Raw genomic sequence first — 26,312 nt, 5'->3', positions numbered from 1 at the left:
CATCGTGTTTTTTAGCCGCAGCAGCCCAGGGCAGCAACGAAAGTACCCACACGATAACGGGGATAAATGAGAAAACTATTGGTTTGCCAATAATGCCAGCGCACTTTCCAGAACAGCTTTACCGTCCATTTGCCCATAATATTTCATGTCAATCACCGCCACGGGTATTTTTCCCTGAGCCACCTCTTCTATTTCCTTTTTTTGAAAGCGGACCTGTGGTCCCAAAAGGACGACATCCACTTCATTGTTCTTAATTTTTTCTTTAGCTTCAGAAATGGCCAGCGCATTGATATTAACCTGAGCCTTAATATTTTCAGCCTGCTCCTGCATGCGTTTCACCAGCATACTGGTCGACATTCCCGCCGCACATACTAATAATATATTTTGCATTACCCCTTCCTGTTTTATTTATGACCTCAATTGACGAGCACTTTAATAATTGTTAATTTTCTTAACCGCGGTTTTGATCACAGTTAGCCATACCAAAGTGGTGCAGAAGCAAAGCAAAAAATGAACGTCTTGCCCTGTATTTAACAACATACGTTAGCAAGCCCATGTTTCCAAAGGGATTGTGGAGGTTCAAAAGTGGTTTACAAAAATATCGTCAATTTGCTTAAAAACAAAATTAATAGCCCATTCTACAACATTGGCGATCTTCTGCCGGCCGAAAAAGAGTTGGCAGAACTTTATGATGTTTCACGCAATACGTTACGTAAGGCGCTGAAAACCCTGGAAGAGGATGGTTTAATCGAACGCCGACATGGCTCAGGTACATGGATTAGAAATAAGCATTTCCAGGCGTCGGTGACACACTTAGACAGTTTTACCGAAATTGCCCGTAATCAGGGGAAAACGCCCTCCAGCCAGATCCTCAAATTCGAGTTACAGCCAGCGTCGGAGGAAATTGCCCGTGGACTGCAATTGCAGCATGGCGAAGCGGTATATTATGCTAAGAGATTACGTTTTATCGATAATATTGCCATGCAATTAGAAGAAACCTGGCTCTCCGCGACCCGTTTTCCCGATCTGACCATCGCGCATATGAAGAAATCGAAGTTTTCATATATAGAAAACGAATGTGGGGTAAGAATAAATGGATGTTACGAATCAATAGTGCCGGTGCTCCCAACGCCTGAGCTGGCAACCCTCCTGCATATCAGCGCTAAAGATCCGATTATCCGCATGCAGACGCAGGCGATTGATGAACACCACCAGCCTATCGATTATTCCATTCTGTATACCAATATGTTTGAATTCCAGGTGAAGTATTATCTGCCGCGACAGACGGCGTCCGGTCTGCCCGCAAGCAAGACCGGACAATAACTTAACCCGGGCGGCGAAAAGAGACGAGGGTGACGAGGATCCCCAGCGCCGCGCAGAGGGCGCCGGCAAGGAACACCGACGAGTAGCCCAGCGAGGTCGCCAGCAGGCCGGTCAGCGGCCCGGTCAGGCCATAGGAGATGTCCTGAAAGGCCGCATAGCCGCCGAGCGCGGTGCCGCGCACCTGCGCCGGAACGCGCTTCACCACCTCCACGCCGAGCGACGGGAAAATCAGTGAGCAACCGCATCCGGTTAGCGCCGCACCGGCCAGCGCCAGCCAGGCATTCGGCGCCAGCCCCAGCAGGGTCAGACCAACCGCCTCTATCAGCAGCGAAACCATCGCCACCCTGACGCCGCCAAACCGGTCCGGCATCCAGCCAAACAGAATACGCATCAGCACAAAGGCGCCGCCAAACGCCGTCAGGGTAAAGCCGGCCATCGGCCAGCTATGGCTGGCGAAATAGAGGGAAACGAAGGTGCCGATCACCGCAAAACCAACGCCCTGCAGGCCCAGGCCAATGCCTGGCCGCCAGATCATGCCGATGACGCTCCATAATGAAGGCCGCTCGCCACCGTGAGCCGCCACTTTGCGCACGGTACCGTTAATAAGCCAGGCAACGAGCGGTAATCCCATGGTGACGCAGGCCAGCACCGCCACGCCGAAATGGCTATAGATCAATAATCCCAGCGGGGCGCCCACCGCCAGCGAACCGTACATCGCCATGCCATTCCATGACATCACTTTGCCGGAGCGGGCCGGCCCCACCAGCCCCATCCCCCAGCTCAGGTTACCGGTCAGCAGCTGGCTTTCGCCAAACCCGAGGATCAGGCGGCCCAGCAGCAGCAGGCCAAGCCTGGCGAGCACCGGCAGCGGCAACAGCGCAGCGGCCAGCCATGCCGCGCCCGCCAGGGCGCAGGCCAGCATCCCTTGCAGGACGGAGCGTTTAGCGCCGTACTGGTCTGCCAGGCGCCCGGCGTAGCCGCGGGTCAGAACGGTGGCGAGGAACTGGATCCCTACCGCCACGCCAACCACGGTGTTGCCAAATCCCAGCTCCTGATGGACAAAGAGCGGGATCACCGGCAGCGGCAAACCAACGGTCATGTAGGTCAAAAAGACGGCAAACGTAATACGGAAAAGCGAAAAATTCGCCGAAGAATGGGATGTTGTTTCAGTAACTGCGGACATGCATTACTCCAGATTCGCAGAGTAAGGCGAGCAAAGCGACACGCCCCCTCCACCTGATTATCAGGGTTAAGGCGCGTTGGTTGACGTTAAACGCTTACGCATTAGTGGAGAGACTAATGGATCCGCCAGCAGTGTGCCTGCTGGCCCTTACCCTGTCAAGATAACGAAAAAGGGGAGCCGGTGGCTCCCCTCTGCACTTCGCATGCTGATTAGGCGTTGTATTTACGCATCACCAGCGTGGCGTTGGTGCCGCCGAAACCGAAGCTGTTGGACATCACGGTGGTCAGCTTAGCGTCAGTCGGTTTGGTGACGATGTTCAGGCCGGCAGCCTGCTCGTCCAGCTCTTCGACGTTGATGCTCGGCGCGATAAAGCCGTGCTCCAGCATCAGCAGGGAGTAGATGGCTTCCTGTACGCCCGCCGCGCCCAGCGAGTGGCCGGTCATCGCTTTGGTTGCCGAGATAGCCGGGCTGTTGTCGCCAAACACTTCGCGGATGGCGCCCAGCTCTTTCACGTCGCCGACCGGAGTAGACGTACCGTGGGAGTTCAGGTAATCGATCGGCGTATCAACACCGTGCATCGCCATCTGCATGCAGCGCACTGCGCCTTCGCCAGACGGGGCGACCATGTCCGCGCCATCGGAAGTTGCGCCGTAGCCGACGATTTCGGCATAGATGTGCGCGCCACGCGCCAGGGCGTGTTCCAGTTCTTCCACCACGACCATACCGCCGCCGCCGGCGATAACGAAGCCATCACGGTTCGCATCATAAGTACGGGACGCTTTTTCCGGGGTGTCGTTGTATTTGGTGGACAGTGCGCCCATGGCGTCGAACTCGCAGGCCATTTCCCAGCACAGCTCTTCGCCGCCGCCGGCAAAGACGATGTCCTGTTTGCCCAGCTGGATCTGCTCTACCGCGTTACCAATACAATGGGCGGAAGTGGCGCAGGCCGAGCTGATGGAGTAGTTAACGCCGTGGATTTTGAACGGCGTAGCGAGGCAGGCGGAAACGCCGGAAGCCATCGCTTTCGTGACTACATACGGGCCCACGGCTTTCAGACCACGCGGGCTACGCATGGCATCAGCGCCGAAGACCTGGAATTTCGGGGAGCCGCCGCCGGAGCCTGCGATCAGGCCAACACGCGGGTTGCTCTGGTATGCTTCCGGCGCCAGACCTGCGTCGGCAACGGCCTGTTCCATGGACAGGTAAGCATAGATAGAAGCGTCGCTCATAAAGCGCACTACTTTGCGGTCAATGAGGCCAGTGGTATCCAGTTTGACGTTGCCCCATACGTGGCTGCGCATCCCTGAATCTTTAAGCTCCTGAGAGAAAGTGATCCCTGAACGTCCTTCACGCAGAGATGCCAGGACTTCCTGCTGGTTATTACCGATGCTGGAAACGATGCCCAAGCCAGTAATCACTGCACGTTTCATTAAATACCTCTGTAAGTCGCACTATTTTAAGTTTCGTGTCGCACAATAGCGTACACTTGTACGCCGAACAAGTCCGATCAGACATTTTGTGTATAAATTTGCGCCCTCAGGCACACATCGTTAAGATCGTGCTACGCCTTGTGATTCGAGTAACTTACGTGAAACAAAACGCCATACAACCCGCCAACCTGGAATTCAACGCTGAGGGTACACCTGTTTCCCGAGATTTCGACGATGTTTACTTTTCCAATGACAACGGTCTGGAAGAGACTCGCTACGTTTTTCTCGGTGGAAATCGCCTGCCGGAGCGTTTCGCCAGCCACCCTCGCCCGCTGATGATCGTCGCGGAGAGCGGCTTCGGTACCGGGCTCAATTTCCTCACCCTGTGGCAGGCGTTTGACGTTTTTGTTCGTGATAACCCGGACGTTACCCTGCAAAGGTTACATTTCATCAGTTTTGAAAAATATCCGCTGAAGGCTGAGGATCTCCGCCTGGCGCACCAGCGCTGGCCAGAGCTGGCTCCGTGGGCGCACCAGCTGCAGGCGCAATGGCCGTCGGCCTTCGGCGGATGCCATCGTCTGCTGCTCGACGGCGGGCGGGTGACGCTCGATTTGTGGTTTGGCGATATCAATGAGCTGACCAGGGAGCTGGATGATTCGCTGAACCAGCAGGTGGACGCCTGGTTTCTTGACGGCTTTGCCCCGGCCAAAAATCCCGACATGTGGACCCAGGATCTGTTCAATGCCATGGCACGTCTGGCGCGGCCCGGCGGGACACTGGCCACCTTTACCTCCGCAGGGTTTGTCCGCCGCGGCCTGCAGGAGGCCGGCTTTACCATGCGTAAAAGCAAAGGCTTCGGCCGCAAGCGGGAGATGCTGACCGGCGAGATGGCGCAAACGCTGAGCTTTCCTGCGTGCGTCCCCTGGTTCGCTCGCAGTAGCAGCGATGCCCGCGAGGTAGCCATCATCGGCGGCGGGATCGCCAGCGCCCTGCTCTCCCTCGCGCTGCTGCGCCGCGGCTGGCAGGTGACCCTCTACTGCGCCGACGACGCCCCGGCGCAGGGCGCCTCCGGCAATCGCCAGGGTGCGCTGTATCCGCTGTTAAGCCAGCACGATCCGGCGCTGGCGCGCTTTTTCCCGGCAGCCTTTACCTTCGCCCGCCGAATGTATGACGCGCTGCCGGTGATGTTCGATCATCAATGGTGCGGTGTCACCCAGCTCGGCTGGGATGAAAAAAGCGCGCACAAAATCGCCCAGATGCTGGCGCTGAATTTACCCCCGGACATCGCCTGCGCGGTGACGGCGGAACAGGTTGTCGGGTTGACCGGCGTCGATACCGGCTGCGGCGGCATCACTTATCCGGCCGGCGGCTGGCTGTGCCCGCAGCAGCTCACCGCCGAATTGCTGGCGCTGGCGGCAACTCGCGGACTGCACGTGCACTATGGTTATCACGTTGAAACGCTCAGCGCGGTGGGCGATGGCTGGCTGCTCAATCAGCAGCGCAATCATCAGGCGGTGGTGCTGGCGAACGGCCACAGCATCGCGGATTTTGCGCAAACCGCGCAGCTGCCGGTCTACCCTGTTGGCGGCCAGGTCAGTCATATACCTACCACCCCGCGGCTTTCCGCCCTGCGCCAGGTGCTGTGCTACGATGGCTACCTGACGCCGCATAATCCGCAAAATCAGCAGCACTGTATTGGCGCCAGCTACCATCGCGGGAAGACCGATTCCACCTTCAGCGAGGAAGATCAGCAGCACAACCGGCAACGGTTGATCGACTGTTTCCCGAACGCGGAGTGGACGCTGGACGTGGATATCAGCGCCAATGCCGCCCGCTGCGGCGTGCGCTGCGCCACCCGCGATCACCTGCCAATGGTCGGCAACGTGCCAGACTATGAGGCAACATTGACGCAATACGCCAGCCTCCACGAACAGCAGGATCACGCCGGTCGCGCGCCGGTCTGTCACAACCTGTTTATGCTTGGGGCGCTCGGATCGCGCGGACTTTGCACCGCGCCGTTAAGCGCTGAGCTGCTGGCGGCGCAGATGAGCGGTGAACCGCTGCCGCTGGATAGCGATACTCTGGCGGCGCTGAATCCGAATCGGCTGTGGGTGAGAAAACTGCTGAAGGGAAAAGCGGTGAAATAAAACCATGAGGGCAGGCAATTTCCCGGGTACGGCTGACGCCTGACCCGGGCTACAATATGGCTCAGGCCTGATTTTTCGCCTGTTGATACAGGTTATGCCACATCCCCTGCACCAGAATTTGGTCCGGCGGCGACAGTTCGCCAGCGCTGATGGCCTTCTCCAGGCTCTGGCTGACCTTACTGTTTACCGCTTCAGCAGAATGCTCGCCCTCACCTTCCAGCTCAGCCACCGCCAGCGTCAGGTGGCCGCGCAGATAACCGCCGGCAAACAGTTCATCATCACTGGCGTGGTCTACCATGTTGTCAATCAGCGCCAGAATGCGTGATTCAAACTCCGCGATCATCATCTTACCTCTTGTCATGTAATGTGTGGCCTTAGTGCAGGTCTTCCGGCCACGGAAAGTGTTCCGCCGTCAATGTCGGCGTTTGATAATAATGTTGCAATGCGCGAATAAAACGCGCCGGACGTTCGGGGATCCCTTGTTCAAGCAAAGTCATCACCCGAGCATGGACCCGGCGCTGGAAGGCGATGCGATCGGGCTCAACGTCTCCTTCCAGATTGTCACAGCTGACGTTAAACGGAAATCCCGCCGCCACGCAGAACAGCCACTCATAGGCCTGCGGTTTCACCTCGACGTCCTCAAACTGGCTTTGAGTCATCGCATCGCGGCCATCCGGGCAGTACCAGTAGCCAAAATCGACTCGTTCGCGGCGCGCTTTGCCGGCGACACACCAGTGAGAAATCTCGTGCAGGGCGCTGGCAAAAAACCCGTGCGCAAACACGATACGGTGATAGGGCGTGTCGTCATCGGCCGGAAGGTAGATCGGCTCATCGTCGCCTTTTACCAGGCGAGTATTAAATTCTTCGGCAAAGCAGCTGTCGAAAAGGTCAATCAGCTGCTGATAATGGTGTTGCTGTTGCATTAATGAATTCCCAACCACTGCAAAATCTCAGCCCCGTGGCTGTCATAGAGAAGCTTCGCGCTCATCACCGCCGAGACGATAACGATCATCGGCCGGATCAGCGACTGCCCTTTACTCAGCACCAGCCGGGAGCCGGCGCGAGCGCCAATAAACTGGCCGGCCATCATCACAAAGCCGGTGGCCCAGATGACCTTCCCGCCGATGATAAACAGCAGCAGACCGCCGACGTTTGAGGTCGCGTTCAGCAGCTTGGCATGGGCCGTCGACTTCGCCAGGTTAAATCCGGCCAGGGTGACAAAAGCCAGTGCATAAAACGAACCGGCGCCGGGGCCAAAAAAGCCGTCGTAGAATCCTACGCTGCCGCCAGCAACCAGCGCAAACGGCAGACCGTACAGCCGACGCTGCCGGTCCGCTTCGCCCAGTTTCGGCATCAGCAGAAAATAGAGACCGATGCCGATCACCAGCAACGGCAGGATCTGCTTAAGAATATCGGACTGGACGTGCTGGACCAGCAGCGCACCAGCGGTTGAGCCGATAAAGGTCATCAGAATATTCAGCTTCTGATCGGCGAGGCTGACCACCTTACGGCGGACAAAATAGAGGGTCGCCGATAGCGACCCGCCGCAGGCCTGCAGCTTATTGGTCGCCAGCGCCTGCGCTGGCGGCATGCCGGCCGCCATCAGTGCAGGGACAGTCAATAAGCCCCCGCCTCCGGCCAGTGAGTCAATAAAACCGGCCAGGATGGCGACAAAGAAGAGTACCACCAGCACCAACGGCGATACGGCAAACAACTCGATAAAACTATCCATTACAGCACATGCTCATCCAGTAGCGCCTGACAGGAAGGCGGCAACGGCGGCGGCGTCTTCTTCACAGGTGGGGTAGACCCGGGTTTAGGTGGTTCGAACCAGCTCTGCAGCTCCGCTCCGCAGCCATCGCCGGGCGGCGGTGGCGCCTGATCCTCGCACTCCAGACTTCCCGCCGGGCAACGCAGTCGGACGTGCATATGAGCGCGATGCTGGAACCAGGGACGGACTTTACGCAGCCACTGGCGGTCGCTGCCCGCGTCCAGGCACAGTTGCTGTTTAATCGCCGGGTTGACGAAAATACGGGTGACCTCGCTATCTTCCGCCGCCAGCTTGATCAGCTGGCTGATTTGCGGGCTCCACAGCGACGGCACCACGTGCTTGCCGTCGCTGGCGACCAGATCCAGCGCCTGCGGCTTCAACAGCTGAGACGATGTCCAGCGCGTTTGCGGCAGCTGGAGGAAAATATCGACATCCAGGCCCGTCTGGTGACTGGCGTGACCGCCGTTAAAGCGCCCGCCTGCCGGCATCCCCATGTCGCCAATCAGCACGGTTCCCATTCCTTTATTGTGCACCTGATTACTCAGGCGCTGAATAAACTGAACCAGATCCGGATGACCGAAGTAGCGACGCTGATCGGTACGCATCACCTGATAGCCGGTGGCGCCCAGAGGGAGCGCCTCGGCGCCCACGATACAGCCATTGGAAAATGCGCCGATTGACTGGGCGCTGCCGCCGATCGGCTGGGATATTTTCTGCCACGGCGTCGCGGCCAGGCTACCGGCGCTGGCCAGCAGCGCGAGCAGTGCGATAACGGTGTTTTTCATGGTTACCAGCGTGGAATTGTCGTCGTCACATCGCCATTCTGCGCGCGCTGACGCATAAAGTGATCCATCAGGACGATCGCCAGCATCGCCTCAGCGATCGGTACGGCGCGAATGCCGACGCACGGATCGTGACGCCCTTTGGTGATCATCTCCACTTCTTCGCCAAAGCGGTTAATCGTATGACCGGGAACGGTAATACTGGAGGTAGGTTTCAGCGCAATATGGGCAACGATCTGCTGTCCACTGCTGATACCGCCAAGAATGCCGCCGGCGTGGTTGCTCTGGAATCCGTCTTTGGTGATTTCATCGCGGTTTTCGCTGCCGCGCAGCTTCACCACTTCAAAGCCGTCGCCAATTTCCACCCCTTTCACGGCGTTGATGCTCATCAGCGCGTGGGCGATATCGGCATCCAGGCGATCGAAGACCGGCTCGCCGAGGCCCGGCGGTACGCCGTCAGCCACCACCGTCACTTTCGCGCCAATGGAGTCACCCTCTTTTTTCAGGCCGCGCATCAGTTCATCCAGAGCGTCGATTTTATCCGGGTCCGGGCAGAAGAACGGGTTCTGCTCGACCTGATTCCAGTCTTTGATGGCCAGCGGAATATCGCCCATCTGCGTCAGGCAGCCGCGAATGACGATGCCGAACTTCGCGGCAAGGTATTTTTTGGCAATCGCCCCGGCCGCTACGCGCATCGCGGTTTCGCGCGCAGAAGAACGACCGCCGCCGCGATAGTCGCGCAGACCATACTTTTGCTCGTAGGTGTAATCGGCGTGGCCCGGACGGAACAGATCTTTGATTGCGCCGTAATCCTGCGAACGCTGATCGGTGTTCTCAATCAGCAGACCGATACTGGTCCCGGTAGTAACGCCTTCGAAGACGCCGGAAAGAATTTTGACCTGATCCGGCTCGCGACGCTGCGTGGTGTAACGCGAGGTGCCCGGGCGACGACGATCGAGGTCGTGCTGCAGGTCGGCTTCGGTCAGCGGGATGCCCGGCGGCACGCCGTCGACGATGCAGCCCAGCGCCAGGCCGTGCGATTCGCCGAAGGTAGTGACGCGAAAGAGTTGTCCAATTGTATTTCCTGCCATCACGGCTCCAATCTTTTTCGTTATGTTGGCGTGTTGTTTTTTTTAGTCTTTATAAATACCGAAGTGCGCGCGGGCGTCAATCAGCTGCTGTTTGGTCAGCATGAAGACACCGTCGCCGCCGTTATCAAACTCAAGCCAGGTAAACGGCACGTCCGGATATTGCTCCATCAGATGTACCATGCTGTTACCGACTTCACAAATCAGAATCCCGTCATCGCTGAGATAATCCGGCGCGTTACCGAGGATGCGGCGCGTCAGCTTCAGGCCGTCGCTACCGGAGGCCAGACCCAGCACCGGCTCATGCTCATACTCTTCCGGCAGATCGGCCATGTCCTCTTCATCGACATACGGCGGATTGGTGACGATCAGATCGTACTGCAGCTTCGGCAGATCGCGGAACAGGTCGGAGCGGATCGGCGTCACGTGATGGATCAAGCCATGGGACTCCACGTTGTGCTCGGCGACGGCCAGCGCGTCCGGGGAAATATCCACGGCGTCGACTTCGGCTTCCGGGAAAGCATAGGCGCAGGCGATGGCGATGCAGCCGCTGCCGGTGCACATATCAAGGATATGCTGCGGCTTATGGTTAATCAGCCCGGCAAACTGATTGTTGATCAGTTCGCCAATCGGGGAGCGCGGGACCAGCACCCGCTCATCGACGTAAAACTCATGCCCGCAGAACCACGCTTTGTTGGTCAGATAGGCGACGGGAATGCGCTCGTTCACGCGGCGGATCACCCGCTCAACGATGCGGTGTTTCTCGCTGGAGGTCAGACGCGCAGTCCGCATATCTTCCGGGATATCCAGCGGTAGGTAGAGCGACGGCAGCACCAGCTGTACTGCCTCGTCCCACGGGTTATCAGTCCCGTGACCGTACCAGATATTAGCAGCACTGAAACGGCTTACCGCCCAGCGCAGCATGTCCTGAATGGTATGCAGCTCATTGACTGCCTCATCAACAAAAATTTTATCCACGACAACCTCCAGGGCACACTCTGCTATAAATTCGGCGGCTAGTGTGCCATGAAGACGGCGATAAATCAGCATTCTTGCGTGGGGTGACCGGGGAAAAAACAGGTTTTCCTTGCCCGAAGGGATATTGAGTCGGGTAAACTAGCGCAAAGTATTAATGAGAGTGGACAATGAAAAAGAAGACATCGCTAAGCGAGGAGGATCAGGCGCTGTTCCGTCAGTTAATGACCGGCACGCGGAAGATCAAGCAGGACACCATCGTTCACCGTCCGCAGCGCAAGAAAGTCACTGAGGTTGCTCCGAAGCGTTTGCTGCAGGAACAGGCCGATAACAGCCACTATTTCTCTGATGAGTTTCAGCCGCTACTGAATACTGAAGGCTCGACGAAATATGTCCGCGCCGACGTCAGCCATTTTGAGCTGAAAAAGCTGCGCCGTGGGGATTATTCGCCGGAACTGTTTCTCGATCTGCATGGGCTCACCCAGCAGCAGGCCAAACAGGAACTGGGCGCGCTGATTGCCGCCTGCCGCCGCGAACATGTGTTTTGCGCCTGTGTGATGCACGGGCACGGCAAACATATTCTCAAACAGCAAACCCCGCTGTGGCTGGCGCAACACCCGCATATTATGGCGTTTCACCAGGCACCAAAAGAGTACGGCGGTGACGCCGCACTGCTGATACTGATTGAGGTAGAGGAGTGGCAACCGCCGGAGCTGCCTTAACGGCGGGCTCCGGGGCCGTCAGATGGCGTTGGCCATCTTGAGATTGCAGGGGCTTTTCTGCCAGAGGTATTCACCCTTGCCGTCGGCGTCCAGCGTCACGCAGGCGATAGCGGAGGTGGTGAACATCGGAGGCGTTTCCCCCGGACACAGCTCTGAGACCAGGTACCCCACCAGCGGCAGGTGGGAGACGACCAGCGCCGTCGCCACGCCTTCATTCGCCAGCGCCTGCAGATAGGCGCTAACCAGGCCTACGTCGCCGCACGGCGTGAGTTCCGGCATCACGTCGACATGTTTCGGCAGGTTCATGCACTCCCCAACAATATCCAGCGTCTGTTCTGCACGCAGATAGGGACTGACAAGAACGCGCTCAATATCCACTTTTTGACCTTTCAGCCAGGTTGCCATCTGACGAGACTCATCACAACCGCATACGGTTAATGGACGAACTGAGTCGCTGGCTGCATCGAGGGCAGCGTCGCCGTGACGCATAATAAAAACTTGCATATTGCACCGCTTTTGTTAACCAGAAGCACCGTAGTTTGGCCTGCGAAGACAATACGCAGGTGACCCGGTGGCCGGGCATTGTGCCTGATCCATTCAACGAATGAAACGCTGTTTTTTACCTCAATGGCGTAAGTATAGTCAATCATTGTTTACAAAACAGCCAATCAACAGCGTCATCCGCAGCCGGATTTATCTTCTTTGACCACAACTTAGGTCAGCCGTTCATCCGCTGGCCAAAAGGTTGTCCCCTGTTCGGCCATGCGTAATAAAGTGTCACAGGGTGTAAAACGTGGGCCGTACTGGGCGGCCAGGCGCTGCAGGATCGCGGCAACTTCACCCGCGCCGATAGTATCCATATACCGGAACGGGCCGCCAAGAAATGGCGGAAAGCCTATACCAAAGACGGCGCCGATATCGCCATCGCGCGCGCTACGGATAATCTGCTCATCAAAGCAGCGCGCCGCCTCGTTAAGCATCATCATCACACAGCGTTCCGCCACCTGCTGCGCGGAGAGCCGCGACTGGGGGCGGTCGATGCCGAGCAGCGGATAGACTGCCGGGTCGGGCCGTTTTTTGCTTTTACGCCCTTTTGTCTCATAAAGATAGAAACCACGATTATTTTTTCTACCTTTGCGATCGTCCTTCAAAATCGCGTCAATGATGTTTGCAGGTGGGCTAAAACGTTCTCCAAACGCGCTCTCCAGCACGGGGATAATTTTGGTGCCGGTATCGATGCCAACCTCATCCAGTAGCTGGATTGGCCCTACCGGGAAACCGAATTTAACCAGGGCCTTATCAATCTCTTCAACCGGTTCGCCCTCCACCAGCAGGCGCATCGCTTCATTGATATAGGGCGCGAGGATGCGGTTCACATAGAAGCCCGCTTTATCCGCCACCACAATCGGCGTTTTCCCCTGACGTTTAGCCAGTTGCACCACGGTGGCGATAGCCTGCGGATCGGTTCCCTTATGCGGGATCACTTCAACCAGCGGCATTTTTTCCACCGGACTGAAGAAATGCAGGCCGATCACCCGCCCGGGGCGACGGGCCTGGGCGGCAATATCGCCTATCGGTAACGATGAGGTGTTCGACGCAAAGATGGTCTGCGGCCCGCAATATTGCTCCACTTCGCTGACCATCCGCTGCTTCAGGGCCAGGTCCTCAAATACCGCCTCGATCACCACGTCGCGATGAGCAAAGCCCTGATAGTCGGTGGCGCCGGAGATCAGCGCCATCTGGCGATCGCGCTCGCTGGGGCGCAGACGACGCTGGCGGACCTGTTTATTCAGTAGATCCCAGCTGTACTTTAAGGCATGGTTAATCCCGCGCGGCTGGATATCTTTAATGCGCACCGGCAGCCCGCCCTTACAGGCGGTCACATAGGCGATCCCCCCGCCCATCAGGCCGCCGCCCAGCACCGCAATGCTTGTCAGCGGTCCGGGCTCGGCTTCGGCGCCACGGTCTTTTTTCAGATCGGTACTGGCAAAGAAGATCGATCGCAGCGCTTGCGACTGCGGGGTCATCGCCAGTTCGCCAAACGCGCGAGCTTCTTCGGCGTAACCGCTGCTGCAACCGTGGGCCAGGCCATTCTCGACAACCTGCAGAATTCGCTTCACCGCCGGATAGTTCCCCTGGGTCTTGCGCTGCGTTTGTTTGCCGACGAAATGGAATAACAGATGGCGGCCCAAAGGCCCCGCCAGCACGCGTTCGCGTACGGGCATATCCCGACTGGCCGGGCGCCCCTTCAGCGCCAGCTCCACCGCCGCCTGCAATAAAATCGCCTGCGGAACCACTTCGTCTACCAGACCGGCCTTCAGCGCCTGGCGCGCACGCAGCTGCCTGCCGGTAAGCATCATATCCAGCGCTGTACTGACGCCAATCAGCCGCGGTAAACGCTGCGTTCCCCCGGAGCCCGGCAGCAGGCCAAGCTGCACTTCCGGCAAACCGAGTCGGGTTTTTTCGTCATCGCTACAGATCCGGCCATGACAGGCCAGCGCCAGTTCCAGACCGCCGCCGAGGCAGGCGCCGTGGATGGCGGCAATCACCGGGATCGACAAGCCATGGATCTCAGCCATAATCTGCTGTCCCTGGCGCGCCAGCGCTTCCGCTTCCTGCGCGCTGCGGCAGCGGGCAATCATGTTAATGTCTGCGCCGGCGATAAAGTTATCCGCTTTGGCGGAGATAAACACCACGCCGCGCACCGACTTATCATCACGAACCTGTCGTATCAGCCCCCGCACCTGATTGCCGAACTCAGCTTTCAGGGTATTCATTTTCTCACCCGGGGCATCGATGGTGATCACCGCGATCTTGTCCGCACGGACCTCAAGCTTAAAAGCGGAAACAGCATCCATTATTCAGCCTCCACGATCATCGCCGCACCCAGACCACCTGCCGCGCAGGCCGTCACCAGACCAAATCCCCCGCCCCGTCGCCGCAACTCATGCAGCGTCTGGGTGATCATCCGCGCGCCGGTGGCAGCAAAAGGATGGCCATAAGCAATAGATCCGCCGAGGACGTTAAACTTGCTCTCATCCACCTCACCGGTGGCCTGCGAGCGTCCCAGCACTTCACGGGCAAAGCGCTCGCTTGCCAGACACTGGAGATTGGCCAGCGTCTGCGCAGCAAAAGCTTCGTGCATATCAATAAGCGTCAGATCCGCCAGCGTCAGACCTGCCCGCTCCAGCGCCAGCGGCGTGGACCATGCGGGACCCAGCAGCATATCCTGCCAGACGTCGATGGCGGTAAAGGCATAGCTGCGCAGATAACCCAATGGCGTCAGCCCCAGCTCTTTGGCCCTCGACTCGGTCATCAGGATCACCGCCGCCGCGCCGTCCGTCAGCGGCGTGCTGTTGGCTGCGGTGACGGTGCCATGTTTGCGGTCAAAGGCAGGGCGTAACTTTTGGTAATCTGCGAGGGTTGAATTTTTACGAATATTGTTGTCCTGCTCCAGCGGCTCGCGGAAAGGGGGCGCGTAGGCCGTCATCACCTCAGCTGACAACTTTCCCTCTTCCCAGGCTTTGGCCGCCAGCTGGTGCGAACGATGCGCCAGCGCATCCTGTTGTTCCCGGGTGATGCCCCAACTTTTCGCCATCTGTTCCGCGGTATCGCCCATCCGCAAACCGGTTGAATATTCCGCCACCGCCGGGGGGACCGGCAGCAGGTCGCGCGGCCGCAGACGGGAAAACAGCTTCAGCTTTTGGCTCAGCGTGCGGGCTTTATTGGCATCCACCAGCGTGCGGGCCAGTGTTTTACTGACCCCAATGGGCAATACAGAAGAGGAGTCGGCGCCGCCGGCGATACCGGCGCGGATGGTGCCGGCCATCAGGCTTTCAGCAACATTCGCCACGGCCTGGAAGCTGGTGGCGCAGGCGCGACTGACGCTATAGGCATCGGTGTGCACGCTCATTCCAGTGCCGAGCACGATTTCCCGGGCGATATTCGGCGCCTCCGGCATCTGCACCACCTGGCCAAAAACCAGTTGCTCAATGACGTCCGCGGGAATGTCACTCCGGGCAAGCATTTCGCCAACCACCATTTTCCCTAAATCAACGGCCGGAACGCCATGAAAAACCGTCGCCTGGCGCGCAAATGGCGTGCGTAAACCCCTGACAATGGCAATGCGATCGCCCTGACGGGTGATAAGCGGTAATGCCTGACTCATAACGCTCCCCTGTTAAGCAAAACAACCAAGTGGTCTGACCTGATAACAGTCTTAACTAATTTTTTACATTAAGCCAATCGGGGAAGCGAAAAATTGCGAGCCAAAACACATTGAACAGAAAGGTAACGCCCCTTCTACGGGGCGTTAAACGGAGGGATTAACGTAATCCTAACTGGAAGATCAGCGATTCGGCTTCGCAGCTAAAAATAAAATCGATATCCAGCTGTACGCCGCCGTCAACATCGGTGAAGGCCGGGTTGATTTTGCACGGTTCAGATTGCACATTACGCGCTTTCTCGCTCAGCGCAGCGAGCATTTGCTCCGCTTCCGCGCGGTTGGCGAACACGCGGCTGTATGAGGCGGTGCAGTCGGTGTTGTCCACAATGGTGCCAACATCCATACAGCAGCATACCGGGGTTTCATCAGCGCTACATTTACTCATCGTAGATTTCCTCTGTATAGGCACCTTCGGTGCCAGACAAATAATGTGCCTATTTTACGCCCTGCCCCCGGTGAGCCTCCAGCCGAGAATCGCCATCACCGCGTTAAGTGACAGAAATCACACTTAAAAATGATCTAAAACAAAAATCACCTCTTCTGCCTCTTACTCCCCCCGACAATTTTGCCAGCTGGATCGCGTTTCCGTTATCACAATTGAAAAACTTCATAAACAAACTTGCAACAACTCATCTGGTCAGACCTATACTCAGCGCACTGGTCTGATTTCTCTGTTGTACCACAGACCCTACACTTCCGCGCTTCTGTTACGGCATGTAACATAGTTTAAAAAAAAATAACTCAATGAGGTTATGGGCATGAGCCAGAAAACCCGCTTTACCCAATCTGCCCTTGCAGTGGCTGTAGCACTTGTTTCCACCCAGGCCTGGTCAGCAGGCTTCCAGCTCAACGAATTCTCTTCATCAGGGCTGGGTCGGGCCTATTCCGGTGAAGGGGCTATCGCAGACGATGCAGGCAATGCCAGTCGTAACCCGGCATTAATTATGATGTTTGACCGTCCAACCATGTCGGCGGGCGCCGTTTTTGTTGACCCGGGTGTCAATGTCTCCGGCACCTCTCCCACCGGCAAGAGCCTGAATGCGGACAATATCGCCCCGACGGCGTGGGTACCCAACTTCCACTTTGTCGCGCCGATTAACGATCAATTCGGTTGGGGAGCATCCATTACCTCTAACTACGGCCTGGCAACGGAATACAACGATGACTATGCGGCTGGCAGCATGGGCGGTAAAACCGACCTGACCACCGCGAACTTCAACCTGAGCGGCGCCTACCGTCTCGACAGCAACTGGAGCTTTGGCTTAGGTTTTGACGCGGTCTACGCCAAGGCGAAGATCGAGCGCTATGCGGGTGACCTGGGTCAGATTGTCGCTGGTTCTGGCGCACTGCCGCCGGCGCTGGCAGGCCAGGTGGCGAAGATCCCTGCCGACACGCAGATCGCCCATCTTAACGGCAACGCCTGGGGCTTTGGCTGGAATGCCGGTATCCTCTATGAGCTGGATAAGAACAACCGCTACGGTTTTACCTACCGTTCCGAGGTGAAGATCGACTTCGACGGTAACTACCGCAGCAGCCTGCCGGCGGCCTATAACCAAATCCTCGGCAACTTCGGTCTGCCAGCGGGCACTAACGGCCAGACCACTGGCGGTTCTCTGACCCTTAACCTGCCGGAAATGTGGGAGCTGTCTGGCTATAACCGCGTGGCGCCGCAGTGGGCGGTCCACTATAGCCTGACCTACACCAGCTGGAGTCAGTTCCAGGAGCTGAAAGCCACCGGCAGCAACGGCCAGACGCTGTTCTATAAAGAGGAAGGCTTTAAGGACGCCTACCGTCTTGCGCTGGGGACCACGTATTATTACGACGATAACTGGACCTTCCGCACCGGTATCGCTTTCGATGACAGCCCGGTGCCGGCCAACAACCGCTCCATCTCCATTCCTGACCAGGATCGCCTGTGGCTGAGCGCGGGTACCACTTACGCGTTCAACAAGGATGCGTCGGTTGACGTCGGTCTTTCCTATATGCACGGCCAGCACGTTGAAATTAAGGAAGGACCGTATACCTTCCGTTCCGAAGGGACCGCCTGGCTGTACGGCGCCAACTTCAACTACCGCTTCTGATAAGCCGCACGCAACAAAAAAGGGTGAACAACATGTTCACCCTTTTTTTATCATTCGCAGATTACTGTGAATCAATATCCTTCAGCTCATCCTGAATAGCCTGGGCATTCGGGTTGTCCGCCGGGGTCAGCTTACCGCCGTTGGCGATAAAGTCATGGCGCTGGAAATAAGCTTCACGCATCAAAATGTAAGGATCGGAAGACTGACGGAGCAGGCCGTCGGAATCCAGCAGTTGAGCACGCGTTTCAATCCCTTCGACAGCCCATTTACCAATCGACATCGGCCAGGTCAACCAGGAGAGTACCGGGTAGAGGCCATCGGCCATATCACCGCCTTCATCGCGCAGCGTAAAGCTACCGTAGAATGGCAGTTGCACATACGGACCATAGCCGACGCCATAATGGCCGAGCGTGCTGCCGAAACGATGCGGTTCAACGCGCTGCAGCTGCGGATTCGCCATGCCCGCGACATCGATCAGACCGCCCATCCCGAGGATGGTGTTCAGGAAGAAACGGGTAAAGTGCACCATACCTTTATAGGGGTCGCCCTGCAGGAAGGAGTTCACCATTACCGCCGGCTCTTCAAGGTTGCTGGTGAAGTTGCTCAAACCATTGCGCGCCGGCTGCGGGACGTAGTCACGCCATGCCACCGCCACCGGGCGAAGCACGTAAGGATCAACCACGTTAAAGTTGAAATTGAACATCGTGCGGTTAAACCCTTCTAACGGGTCTGAACGCCCCTGCGGCTGATCGCCAGAGCTGGAACTGGCACATCCCACCAGCAATGTGGCGCCAAGCGCAAGCGCCGACAGGCGATAATTCATAGGTGTCTCCCTGGTTTTTATGGCTATCGCGAGTTGCCATCCATGACGGAAAGACAACGTTTCCGCCCGTATAGATGTGAGCGATTGTAACAGCACGTTGAACGATGTCTATATCACCCAAGTTGTTGATTTGATCATAGCCTGGGAATAACGAGATCGCGGGGCTCCTATTCTACCGGAGCAACAAAAATCTGACGTTACCATTTTTGCGATTTCAGAGTATGCCCAGCCAGACGGCAGGGAAAGCCGCTACGCTATATCTATATAGATTGATAGCGAGGGCCACGAAATGGATGAACTAGACAATAACAAATTAAAACCAGCGGATGACGAGCGAGAAGTCGAAAGTGAAGAAAAACAGCGCGGAGAGGAAATAGAAGTGGATGAAGATCGCCTGCCCTCGCGGGCGATGGCCATCCATGAACATATTCGCCAGGAAGGGGAAAAAGAGATGGAACGCGATGCGCTGGCCCTGCTGTGGTCAGCCATTGCGGCCGGTCTGTCGATGGGCGCCTCCCTGCTGGCAAAAGGGATTTTTCACGTCAAACTGGAGGGGATCCCGGGCGGGTTTTTACTGGAGAATCTCGGGTATACCTTCGGCTTTATTATCGTGATCATGGCCCGCCAGCAGCTGTTCACTGAAAATACGGTTACCGCCGTACTGCCGGTGATGCACAATCCCACCCCAGGTAACATCGGTTTGCTGATGCGGTTATGGTCGGTGGTGCTGGCTGGCAACCTCATCGGTACCGCAGTGGCCGCATGGGCCTTCAATTTTATGCCCGTCTTTGATGAACCAACTCGTCAGGCCTTTGTCAGCATCGCCGAAGACGTAATGAAAAACAGCCCGACGGAGATGTTCGCTAATGCGATTATTTCCGGCTGGCTGGTCGCCACTATGGTCTGGATGTTTCCTGTCGCCGGTGCGGCCAAGATCGTGGTGATTATTCTCATGACCTGGCTTATCGCCCTGGCGGATACGACTCATATCGTGGTGGGTTCGGTCGAGATCCTTTATCTGGTGTTTAACGGAAGTCTGCCCTGGAGCGACTTTATCTGGCCGTTCGCTCTGCCGACGCTGGCGGGAAATATCTGCGGCGGGACCTTCATCTTCGCGCTTCTGAGCCATGCGCAGATCCGTAACGATATGAGCAGCAAGCGAAAAGCGGAAGCCCGCGCCCAGGCCGCGGAGAAAGCCAAAAACGCCGACCGGGCATAAAAAAAGCGCCGTGAGTGGCGAGGGTTTAAGCAGTCAGACGGTATGGCTCTTACTCAGGCGGGCAAAAAACGCTATACTCGCACCGCCTTGTCCCCTTAGTTAAATGGATATAACGAGCCCCTCCTAAGGGCTAGTTGCAGGTTCGATTCCTGCAGGGGACACCACATAAACGTTACCCGCCATTTCCTGACATCACCGCAACCCCTGAAACAGCGCGACTCACTCAATATCATTATTACCTGACGTTACCCGGCATGGATTGACTACGCCAAACTTTTGCGGGCATATTGTGGGCACGCCGAAAAATTACCACGGATTTATGCCCACATGCTTACCGTAAAGCAAATCGACGCAGCCAGACCTGCGGAAAAACCGTATCGCCTTGCAGATGCCGGCGGCCTCTTCCTTTATGTGCCGCCATCAGGGAAAAAGGTGTGGCGTATGCGATACCGGTTTGATGGTAAGGAAAAAACGCTGGTTATTGGGCCATATCCTGAAATCTCCCTAACCGAAGCGAGGGCCAAGCAGTCTGAAGCAAAAATGAAGTTGTTGGCCGGCGTAGATCCGGCAGAACAGAAGCAGGCCATAAAGAAGAAAGAGAAAGAAGAGCTTGCGGATACCTTTGGCGACATCTTCAGAGAATGGCATGCTCACAAATCAAAGGTATGGTCAAAGGGATATGCTGACGAGATGATGAGCATGTTCTCGGATGACATACTCCCGATAATCGGGCATCTGAAAATGGATGATGTCGAACCGATGGTGTTGCTGAAGGTGATAAGGCTTTTTGAGGACAGGGGCGCAATGGAGCGCGCTGATAAGGCGAGGCGAAGATGTGGGGAGGTTTTCAGTTATGCGATCGTAACTGGAAGAGCCAGATATAACCCATCAAGAGACCTGGCTGGCGCAATGAGGGGATACAGAAAGAAAAACTACCCTTTCCTTCCTATGCATCGAATACACGAGTTCCAGAATGCTTTGAATGCATATAGCGGATGGATAGTGACGAAGATTGCGACGCAGATTCTTCACTACACGGCGATGCGCACAATCGAATTACGTTCGCTGGTATGGGCAGGAATAGATTACGAAAACAGGTTAATCAGTGTTGATCCGGAGGTCATGAAGGGACGTAAGTTGCATGTTATCCCTATGTCTGAGCAGGTTATCGAACTTTTCCGCTTTTTGCAAAATATCACAGGCCAGTACGAGTTGTGCTTCCCGGGAAGGAATGACAGGAAGAAGCCAATCAGCGAAAACGCAATCCTTGGCGTTATCCGCAATATTGGATATGAAGGGCAAACCAGCGGGCATGGCTTCCGGCACCAGTTCAGTACTGTGTTGAACGAGAAGCACTGGAACAGTGACGCCATAGAGATGCAACTCGCTCACGTCAGCGGAGGAACCAGATCGGTATATAACCACGCCGCTTATCTTGATACACGCAGAGAGATGATGCAGTTTTGGGCTGACTGGCTGGACGAAAAGACCCAGTAATCATAAGTGGCAGGCCAGCACTCGAGCCTGCCTTAAACCGCTACGCTGTCACTTCTCACATCGATGATGGTGTGTGTCACCACACCGGTAACGATGACATCATCCAGAGCCTCTCCCTCGATCGCCTCCCCATCTTCCGTAATCAAAGACGACCCCATTACTTTTGCTATCTCAGTACGACCATCATAGTTAATCATGACCTGGCTTCCCTGCCTTGGTTTCAGAGAGATATCAACCACGACATAACCACCACCGGTTTCAAACAACAATGTGTTTGGTCCGACATTGCATATCGAGTTAACGGTCAATCGCTGTTCCGTGTAGTCTGTTGCCGGAGAAGTGAAGCCCATCAGAGCACCCTCCCCATATTCGCCAGCATCCACAGGCGGTTTTCGCTATGGTCTGGCGTTTTGTCGACAAAATAGCTCTGCTCTCTAGATATCCATGCATTGGCCTCAGAGTCGGTAAAGTGCAGCCCGCGCCGGCGCAGCGCTGACACGAAATCTCTCGTGTTCACGTACTGGTATCCCTTGGAGTTGCGCAATACCGACTCGCGGAAAGCCTGGTTGATGTCTGACTGACGGTGCATGATCTGCCTCCGATAAACACTGTTTTTATATACAGTAGTCATCGTCGCGAGATCATTCAAGCGTTTTTGCCTTCCATGGCAACAGTATTACTGGTTGTTATCCAGCCAGTATTGCATCCATGCGTCGGCCATAATATTGCAGGCAAAGGTATATTCTGAGAATGTCGTTGAAATTTCTGAGAAAAAGTCCAGATCCCACAACTTAATCTGCCCATTGGTATTTGACCCACCGTACTCATCAAAAGCATCAAGCAGTCGCTCAGCCGCTTCGAGGCAGGAGTTATCACCAGAATGCAGAAGAGGGTACAGCAGGAATCCAACCGTTGTCGGCTGCCCGCGGCGCGACTCCGCGATGCAGTAATTTACTTCCCTCAATCCACCATATCCGGAGATTGAGTTCAGGGCATATGAACGCATGTCAAGAACAGACGGACGGCTAGCCGCTTTACAGCCTATCAGGTAGTTATTCCATGCATAAACCTGATAGTGCAGATAGCGACGTTTTGGGACAGTCTCCAGAACGTTATCAGTGATAATTCCCTTCACTCCAGCAAAATAGGTTGAGCTGGAAAATTGCCCGTCAACCATGGTCATTGCCGATGTGTAGTTGCCAGACGGATCAATTCCAGCTGCCACCGCCATCGCCCACGAACGGAACGCTGCTGCATAAAAGTTGCTGTTTGCTGAACCAACAGTACCGAATGCCGAATAGCAATCAGCGGCCATATTACTGATAGCCACTTTCAGTTCGGTTTGCTTTGCCGAGTCACTGTTCAGTACAGCAAGTTTGTAGAGCCACCACAACTGCGGAAGGACCAGTCGTGATGCATATTGCAAAGATTTAGAGTCAGCGGCGCTTCCTAAATGGATGTTACTTATCCCGCCATACCACGTTGTTGCCCAGGAAGAAAACTTCGCGTAAACACTGTTGAATGTGCCGATGTTTAGATGCAGATAACGAACGATATCCCCGGCAATGGTATTGAACATTCCGTTGCCATTGTCCGTACTAGTGGCGTCAAGGGAGTTCCATGCAGCAATCCCGCTGATAATATCCCCTAAACGACTGGCAAGTTTAGCCTGCCGGAAGCGAGGGTAAATTGAGTCGCGTGACGCAAAGCCAACCACTGGATTCAGTTCGACGTTAGATAATGCCGTAGCATCAGCAATGCTTTCGTTTAGGTTCACAGTAAATGAAACAGGCCATGCCCAGCCCGCTGGCGCACCAAGGGTTGTTGTGCCTGACCCATATGTGCCAGCAACCCATCCACCATCGAAACGCACATAGGTTGTGTTCGCTGTCAGCCCGGCGATTGGCGGCCTGTTACCAACAGTAGACGCTTCAGCAGAATCACGGATAGTGTCTCCCCCTGCGTTACGGATAGAAACAGAACGCAATACTGAGTTATCAGTCCAGATCGCGTTGTACTCATTACGATAGGCTTTTGTCGCCGTTGAGTTAAGCTGGATACGGGTCATACACGCGAACAGGGCATTAGCTGCTAGCGCAGATTGCAGGCGAGCCATGGCGTCAATCTGTACATACCCATTTTTGAACACCCGCGTACGGTAGGTATGTTTAATCAGACCCGCAGCAATCGCCACGTTACCGGTCAGCGCGCCATTGTAGAAGGTGGTTTCAATCTCAGTGAACACCGGACCGTCACTGATGATTTTATACGCGTAGTTCGTATAACCCGCTGCGACCGTCGACCAGGCGGTACCGGTCACCGTGGCATACAACTGCTGGCAGATGTTCGTATAGGTCACACTGTCGCGGGTAAATTTGTACGGCAGCCAGCCCACCACGCTGTCAAAACGCACCTGCGTTCCGTCATCTGCAGTTACCAGCAAACTGGTGGCAGTCTCCCGGTTCGTTCGGGTATAGGAGGATGCATCCTGCTGGGTGGGGTACGCCTTCAGCAGGTATTTTTTAGACGAGTTGGCCGGAATGTTGTCAATAATCAGCAAATCGCCGCTACGTAGTGATCCGTCAGCCCAGTAACTAAGGTTACGCCCCCTGCGAGGGTTAAAGTCTCCCTCTCCCGCCCACTGGGATGGATATGCCGTTCCGTCTGCATCCGTCACTACAATACAGCGATCAGTCGGAACCTCACCCGCCTGGAATTTGCATTTAATCGCTACAGGGCGGTTCCCGGTCGCGTAATCAGTCGTGTTGTTCGCCACAACCTCATAGCGGCGATACGTCGTTAAATCATCAGTTGTCATTTTAGGCCCGTTGAACGTACCGGTTAATGTCACATTTCCGTCAGTCGTCAAAGTTACGGCGCCGGAAGCAAGTTTGAAGAGATTGCAGAAAGTTTTTGCTGCGGATACTGCCGTTACCTGGCTAAATACGTACCCCGCCAGTTTATCCACCACATACTGAATAACCCCGGCAGTGGTAAGCGCATATCCTGCCGATGTGACGTCGGTATTAAGGACGGCCAGAATTAGCATGCCAGTTGATGCGTTGTAGGTAATACCTCGCGTGGTTCCCCCGGCAATTGTGGTGGGGGTAAAGGCATCAAACAATCCTGCGCGGTCACGAATGATTCTGGTGGTGTCAGATGGAAGAACCCCAGGCAGGGTGACTGGTATATTCATCGTCGTGCGACCGGTTGACGTGTTGATACCCATTCCTGTGATGCCAGATGGCTGAAACACAAAGTCGACATACGGCGTTGTCAGGACGGCGCCGGCGGTAGATTCGCCTTCCAGCAGAGTTATGCTCTGTGAAGTACCAAGTCCGTCGGTCATTGTCATGACCAGGCGACGTACGTTCGTGGAAAGTGACAGCTTATTCAGCGTGAAAATACTGCCGCCGCTCATCGTGGCGCTGTAAGATACCTGTGACCCATAGTTACCCACTGAGCCGATATTGGTCTGGTAATCCCGTAATTCTAGATTCAGCGCCCTCAACCTGTCAGCAGCATACGCCTGAGCATTTGCTGCAATATTTACGGCATTAGCATTTGACTGCATTTTACCCACATCAAGAGACAGTTTTTTTGTCACCTGAATAGTCGCTGTGCAGTTCTGATCAGTGACGGCAGTCACCGCCCCTGCCTCTGAGAAAAACATGGTGTATTCCGGCAATGTCTGAGAAGTGGTGGATTTCTGGCTTAGAATTATGCCACCGTAAGTGTCCCAAAAATATGCCTGGGCACCATCTGTGGTGTCAGCATATCCTGCAGCAGTAATTGCCGATCTCGACAGCGATACATACAAAAATGCATTTGCCGCATCAAACGCAATGGTATCTGCTGTATATGTGTATACCGATGAAATGATACCAATCGCGATCCTGTTTTTACGGTCTCTAAGCACCCTGGCCTCTGTGGACGAGTACGGCTTAGGCAACTTAATTGAACCCCTTAGTACCCACGTATTAACCTCGCTGGCAGAAATGCTATCCACAATGAACTGGCGCATTGCCACGTCATAATACGGGGTTGTCAAAACACCATCGGTCAGCGTTTCCCCGTCAAAAAACCCCTGACTGAACAGTACCCTTCCCGCTCCCGTTAGCGTCAGAGTGCATGCGGCTGTAGCAAAAGAAGTGGAGAGTGAGGAAATGGAAAGCAACACGCGTTCCGCATAAGTCGCCGACCCGTTCAGCGCCGATGATCCGCCGGAAGAAAATGCATCCAGATACTGGGTGAAGTCTGCAGCCAGCGTACGCCGGTCTGGCATACTCATTCCGTGTAACTGATTGTCGCGAACAGCGGAAGCAGTTGCCACCTGACCTGAAACCGCAGCACACTGATTAACAGCCTGCTGAGATGGCATCTTACGGCCAGTGGCGTTAAGAGTTCCTGCGTTATTTACATACTCATCAGCCAGGGTGACGTCTGCAGAATTTCTTACCCAGCAATAAGATCCGCTTAAGATATTCCCTGCGGATGCATCGCTTTGAGCTACGCTAAGCGTCGCATATTCCCTGATGCTATTACTAATTGCCCCCTGACCTGGATATTCAGCAACCTCTAAAGCAACCCCCGCATTATTTTTGTAATAGCGGAATGCCAGAATGTTGCCAACACCCTGAGGAACCCGAAAGTATTGCCCGGAGGTTGTACCTGCTAGGCCTGCTGTTGTATCAGAAAAAGTTAGTTTATTGTCGCCAAATTCAGCGGCGCTTATTGCTGAAGCTGAGGCTGAATCTGCGCTATTTGCTGAGTCTGTAGCACTTGCAGCAGAAGAAGAGGCTGCCACGGAGGCAGCTAATGCAGAATCAGCTGCGCTTGTCGCACTTGCGGCTGATTGCTGCGCTGATTCCTGTGCAGAATCAGCGAAACCTGAGGCTTCCTGCGACTGATCAGCGTAAATTTTTGCACTGGCAGCGGCTACCTGAGCCTGCGTTGCATATAGCTTCGCATTGGCAGTATCTGTGTTTGCCATTTTTTGTCCCGAATAAATAGATGGGTAATTGTTTTTCGCGCATAAATGGCGAG

General features: G+C 55.5%; 23 protein-coding genes and 1 tRNA gene. 7 read left to right on the top strand and 17 right to left on the bottom strand.

All coding sequences use genetic code 11. The features are described 5' to 3' along the window. Positions 1-75: 75 nt before the first annotated feature. Positions 76-390 carry a PTS sugar transporter subunit IIB gene (locus tag DTA24_RS08160; RefSeq protein WP_008803918.1) on the bottom strand — a complete coding sequence of 105 codons (315 nt, stop codon included), beginning with the start codon at positions 388-390 and terminating at the stop codon, positions 76-78. A 195-nt stretch (positions 391-585) separates the two neighbouring features. Between DTA24_RS08160 and DTA24_RS08155 the strand changes: the two genes are divergently transcribed. After that, positions 586-1,323: a GntR family transcriptional regulator gene (locus DTA24_RS08155; protein WP_012540966.1), complete on the top strand. Its 738-nt coding sequence runs from the start codon at positions 586-588 to the stop codon at positions 1,321-1,323. A gap of 1 nt (position 1,324) precedes the next feature. On the opposite strand, the gene DTA24_RS08150 is transcribed toward DTA24_RS08155, so the two are convergent. Beyond that, on the bottom strand, positions 1,325-2,506 hold the full coding sequence (locus DTA24_RS08150) for an MFS transporter (RefSeq protein ID WP_032733395.1): 1,182 nt from the start codon (positions 2,504-2,506) through the stop codon (positions 1,325-1,327). Positions 2,507-2,715: 209 nt separating this feature from the next. Next, on the bottom strand, positions 2,716-3,936 hold the full coding sequence (fabB, locus tag DTA24_RS08145; RefSeq protein ID WP_008803915.1) for a beta-ketoacyl-ACP synthase I: 1,221 nt from the start codon (positions 3,934-3,936) through the stop codon (positions 2,716-2,718). 158 nt (positions 3,937-4,094) lie between these two features. Here fabB and mnmC point away from each other — a divergent pair, with 158 nt between their 5' ends. Continuing rightward, positions 4,095-6,083 (top strand): bifunctional tRNA (5-methylaminomethyl-2-thiouridine)(34)-methyltransferase MnmD/FAD-dependent 5-carboxymethylaminomethyl-2-thiouridine(34) oxidoreductase MnmC, encoded by a 1,989-nt coding sequence (mnmC, locus tag DTA24_RS08140; RefSeq protein ID WP_123836719.1) that lies wholly within the window; start codon positions 4,095-4,097, stop codon positions 6,081-6,083. A gap of 61 nt (positions 6,084-6,144) precedes the next feature. On the opposite strand, the gene DTA24_RS08135 is transcribed toward mnmC, so the two are convergent. Genes DTA24_RS08135 through prmB form a run of 6 tightly spaced genes read right to left on the bottom strand, consistent with a single transcriptional unit; the run spans position 6,145 to position 10,702 of the window. Continuing rightward, entirely contained in the window at positions 6,145-6,426 is a 282-nt protein-coding gene (locus DTA24_RS08135; RefSeq protein ID WP_008803913.1) for a YfcL family protein, read from the bottom strand. Between the two features lie 31 nt (positions 6,427-6,457). Continuing rightward, complete coding sequence (locus DTA24_RS08130; protein WP_012540963.1) at positions 6,458-7,006, bottom strand: elongation factor P hydroxylase; 549 nt, start codon at positions 7,004-7,006, stop codon at positions 6,458-6,460. Beyond that, the gene (locus DTA24_RS08125) at positions 7,006-7,815 is read right to left on the bottom strand and encodes a sulfite exporter TauE/SafE family protein (RefSeq protein WP_008803911.1); all 810 of its coding nucleotides are present in this window, start codon (positions 7,813-7,815) and stop codon (positions 7,006-7,008) included. Before DTA24_RS08125 ends, DTA24_RS08130 begins: the two co-directional genes overlap by 1 nt. Continuing rightward, on the bottom strand, positions 7,815-8,639 hold the full coding sequence (gene mepA / locus DTA24_RS08120; protein ID WP_049139418.1) for a penicillin-insensitive murein endopeptidase: 825 nt from the start codon (positions 8,637-8,639) through the stop codon (positions 7,815-7,817). The genes DTA24_RS08125 and mepA overlap by 1 nt, the downstream gene beginning before the upstream one ends. Positions 8,640-8,641: 2 nt before the next feature. Continuing rightward, on the bottom strand, positions 8,642-9,727 hold the full coding sequence (aroC, locus tag DTA24_RS08115) for a chorismate synthase (RefSeq protein ID WP_117139163.1): 1,086 nt from the start codon (positions 9,725-9,727) through the stop codon (positions 8,642-8,644). Positions 9,728-9,769: 42 nt separating this feature from the next. After that, positions 9,770-10,702, bottom strand: coding sequence for a 50S ribosomal protein L3 N(5)-glutamine methyltransferase (prmB, locus tag DTA24_RS08110; RefSeq protein ID WP_002913346.1), 933 nt, complete (start codon positions 10,700-10,702; stop codon positions 9,770-9,772). A gap of 167 nt (positions 10,703-10,869) precedes the next feature. Between prmB and smrB the strand changes: the two genes are divergently transcribed. Further along, on the top strand, positions 10,870-11,421 hold the full coding sequence (gene smrB / locus DTA24_RS08105; protein ID WP_023323062.1) for an endonuclease SmrB: 552 nt from the start codon (positions 10,870-10,872) through the stop codon (positions 11,419-11,421). 18 nt (positions 11,422-11,439) lie between these two features. Here smrB and sixA read toward each other — a convergent pair whose 3' ends face one another. The 4 genes from sixA to DTA24_RS08085 form a co-directional block, all read right to left on the bottom strand. Then, positions 11,440-11,925 (bottom strand): phosphohistidine phosphatase SixA, encoded by a 486-nt coding sequence (sixA, locus tag DTA24_RS08100; RefSeq protein WP_008803906.1) that lies wholly within the window; start codon positions 11,923-11,925, stop codon positions 11,440-11,442. A gap of 209 nt (positions 11,926-12,134) precedes the next feature. Beyond that, positions 12,135-14,279 (bottom strand): fatty acid oxidation complex subunit alpha FadJ, encoded by a 2,145-nt coding sequence (gene fadJ, locus DTA24_RS08095; protein WP_042947282.1) that lies wholly within the window; start codon positions 14,277-14,279, stop codon positions 12,135-12,137. After that, positions 14,279-15,589, bottom strand: coding sequence for an acetyl-CoA C-acyltransferase FadI (gene fadI, locus DTA24_RS08090; RefSeq protein ID WP_008803904.1), 1,311 nt, complete (start codon positions 15,587-15,589; stop codon positions 14,279-14,281). Before fadI ends, fadJ begins: the two co-directional genes overlap by 1 nt. Before the next feature lie 157 nt (positions 15,590-15,746). Beyond that, positions 15,747-16,031 (bottom strand): YfcZ/YiiS family protein, encoded by a 285-nt coding sequence (locus tag DTA24_RS08085; protein ID WP_012540960.1) that lies wholly within the window; start codon positions 16,029-16,031, stop codon positions 15,747-15,749. A 373-nt stretch (positions 16,032-16,404) separates the two neighbouring features. Here DTA24_RS08085 and fadL point away from each other — a divergent pair, with 373 nt between their 5' ends. Beyond that, positions 16,405-17,727: a long-chain fatty acid transporter FadL gene (gene fadL / locus DTA24_RS08080; protein ID WP_012967490.1), complete on the top strand. Its 1,323-nt coding sequence runs from the start codon at positions 16,405-16,407 to the stop codon at positions 17,725-17,727. A gap of 61 nt (positions 17,728-17,788) precedes the next feature. On the opposite strand, the gene mlaA is transcribed toward fadL, so the two are convergent. Next, positions 17,789-18,550 carry a phospholipid-binding lipoprotein MlaA gene (mlaA, locus tag DTA24_RS08075; protein WP_012967489.1) on the bottom strand — a complete coding sequence of 254 codons (762 nt, stop codon included), beginning with the start codon at positions 18,548-18,550 and terminating at the stop codon, positions 17,789-17,791. Between the two features lie 289 nt (positions 18,551-18,839). Here mlaA and DTA24_RS08070 point away from each other — a divergent pair, with 289 nt between their 5' ends. From DTA24_RS08070 to DTA24_RS08060, 3 genes are all read left to right on the top strand, one after another. Then, positions 18,840-19,769, top strand: coding sequence for a formate/nitrite transporter family protein (locus DTA24_RS08070; RefSeq protein WP_008803900.1), 930 nt, complete (start codon positions 18,840-18,842; stop codon positions 19,767-19,769). Positions 19,770-19,858: 89 nt separating this feature from the next. Next, positions 19,859-19,933, top strand: a tRNA-Arg gene (locus DTA24_RS08065). Positions 19,934-20,096: 163 nt separating this feature from the next. Beyond that, entirely contained in the window at positions 20,097-21,266 is a 1,170-nt protein-coding gene (locus tag DTA24_RS08060) for a tyrosine-type recombinase/integrase (protein WP_123836718.1), read from the top strand. Between the two features lie 32 nt (positions 21,267-21,298). Here the strand turns inward: DTA24_RS08060 and DTA24_RS08055 are convergent, their stop codons facing one another. The 3 genes from DTA24_RS08055 to DTA24_RS08045 form a co-directional block, all read right to left on the bottom strand. Continuing rightward, the gene (locus DTA24_RS08055; RefSeq protein ID WP_123836717.1) at positions 21,299-21,616 is read right to left on the bottom strand and encodes a hypothetical protein; all 318 of its coding nucleotides are present in this window, start codon (positions 21,614-21,616) and stop codon (positions 21,299-21,301) included. Continuing rightward, positions 21,616-21,855 (bottom strand): hypothetical protein, encoded by a 240-nt coding sequence (locus DTA24_RS08050; RefSeq protein WP_123836716.1) that lies wholly within the window; start codon positions 21,853-21,855, stop codon positions 21,616-21,618. The genes DTA24_RS08055 and DTA24_RS08050 overlap by 1 nt, the downstream gene beginning before the upstream one ends. An 87-nt stretch (positions 21,856-21,942) precedes the next feature. Then, positions 21,943-26,259: a hypothetical protein gene (locus DTA24_RS08045; RefSeq protein WP_123836715.1), complete on the bottom strand. Its 4,317-nt coding sequence runs from the start codon at positions 26,257-26,259 to the stop codon at positions 21,943-21,945. Positions 26,260-26,312: the final 53 nt, after the last annotated feature.

The organism is Klebsiella sp. P1CD1, assembly GCF_003790505.1.
In the GTDB taxonomy this organism is placed as follows: Bacteria; Pseudomonadota; Gammaproteobacteria; order Enterobacterales; family Enterobacteriaceae; genus Klebsiella; species Klebsiella variicola.
This window is presented reverse-complemented; position numbering and strand designations above follow the sequence as displayed.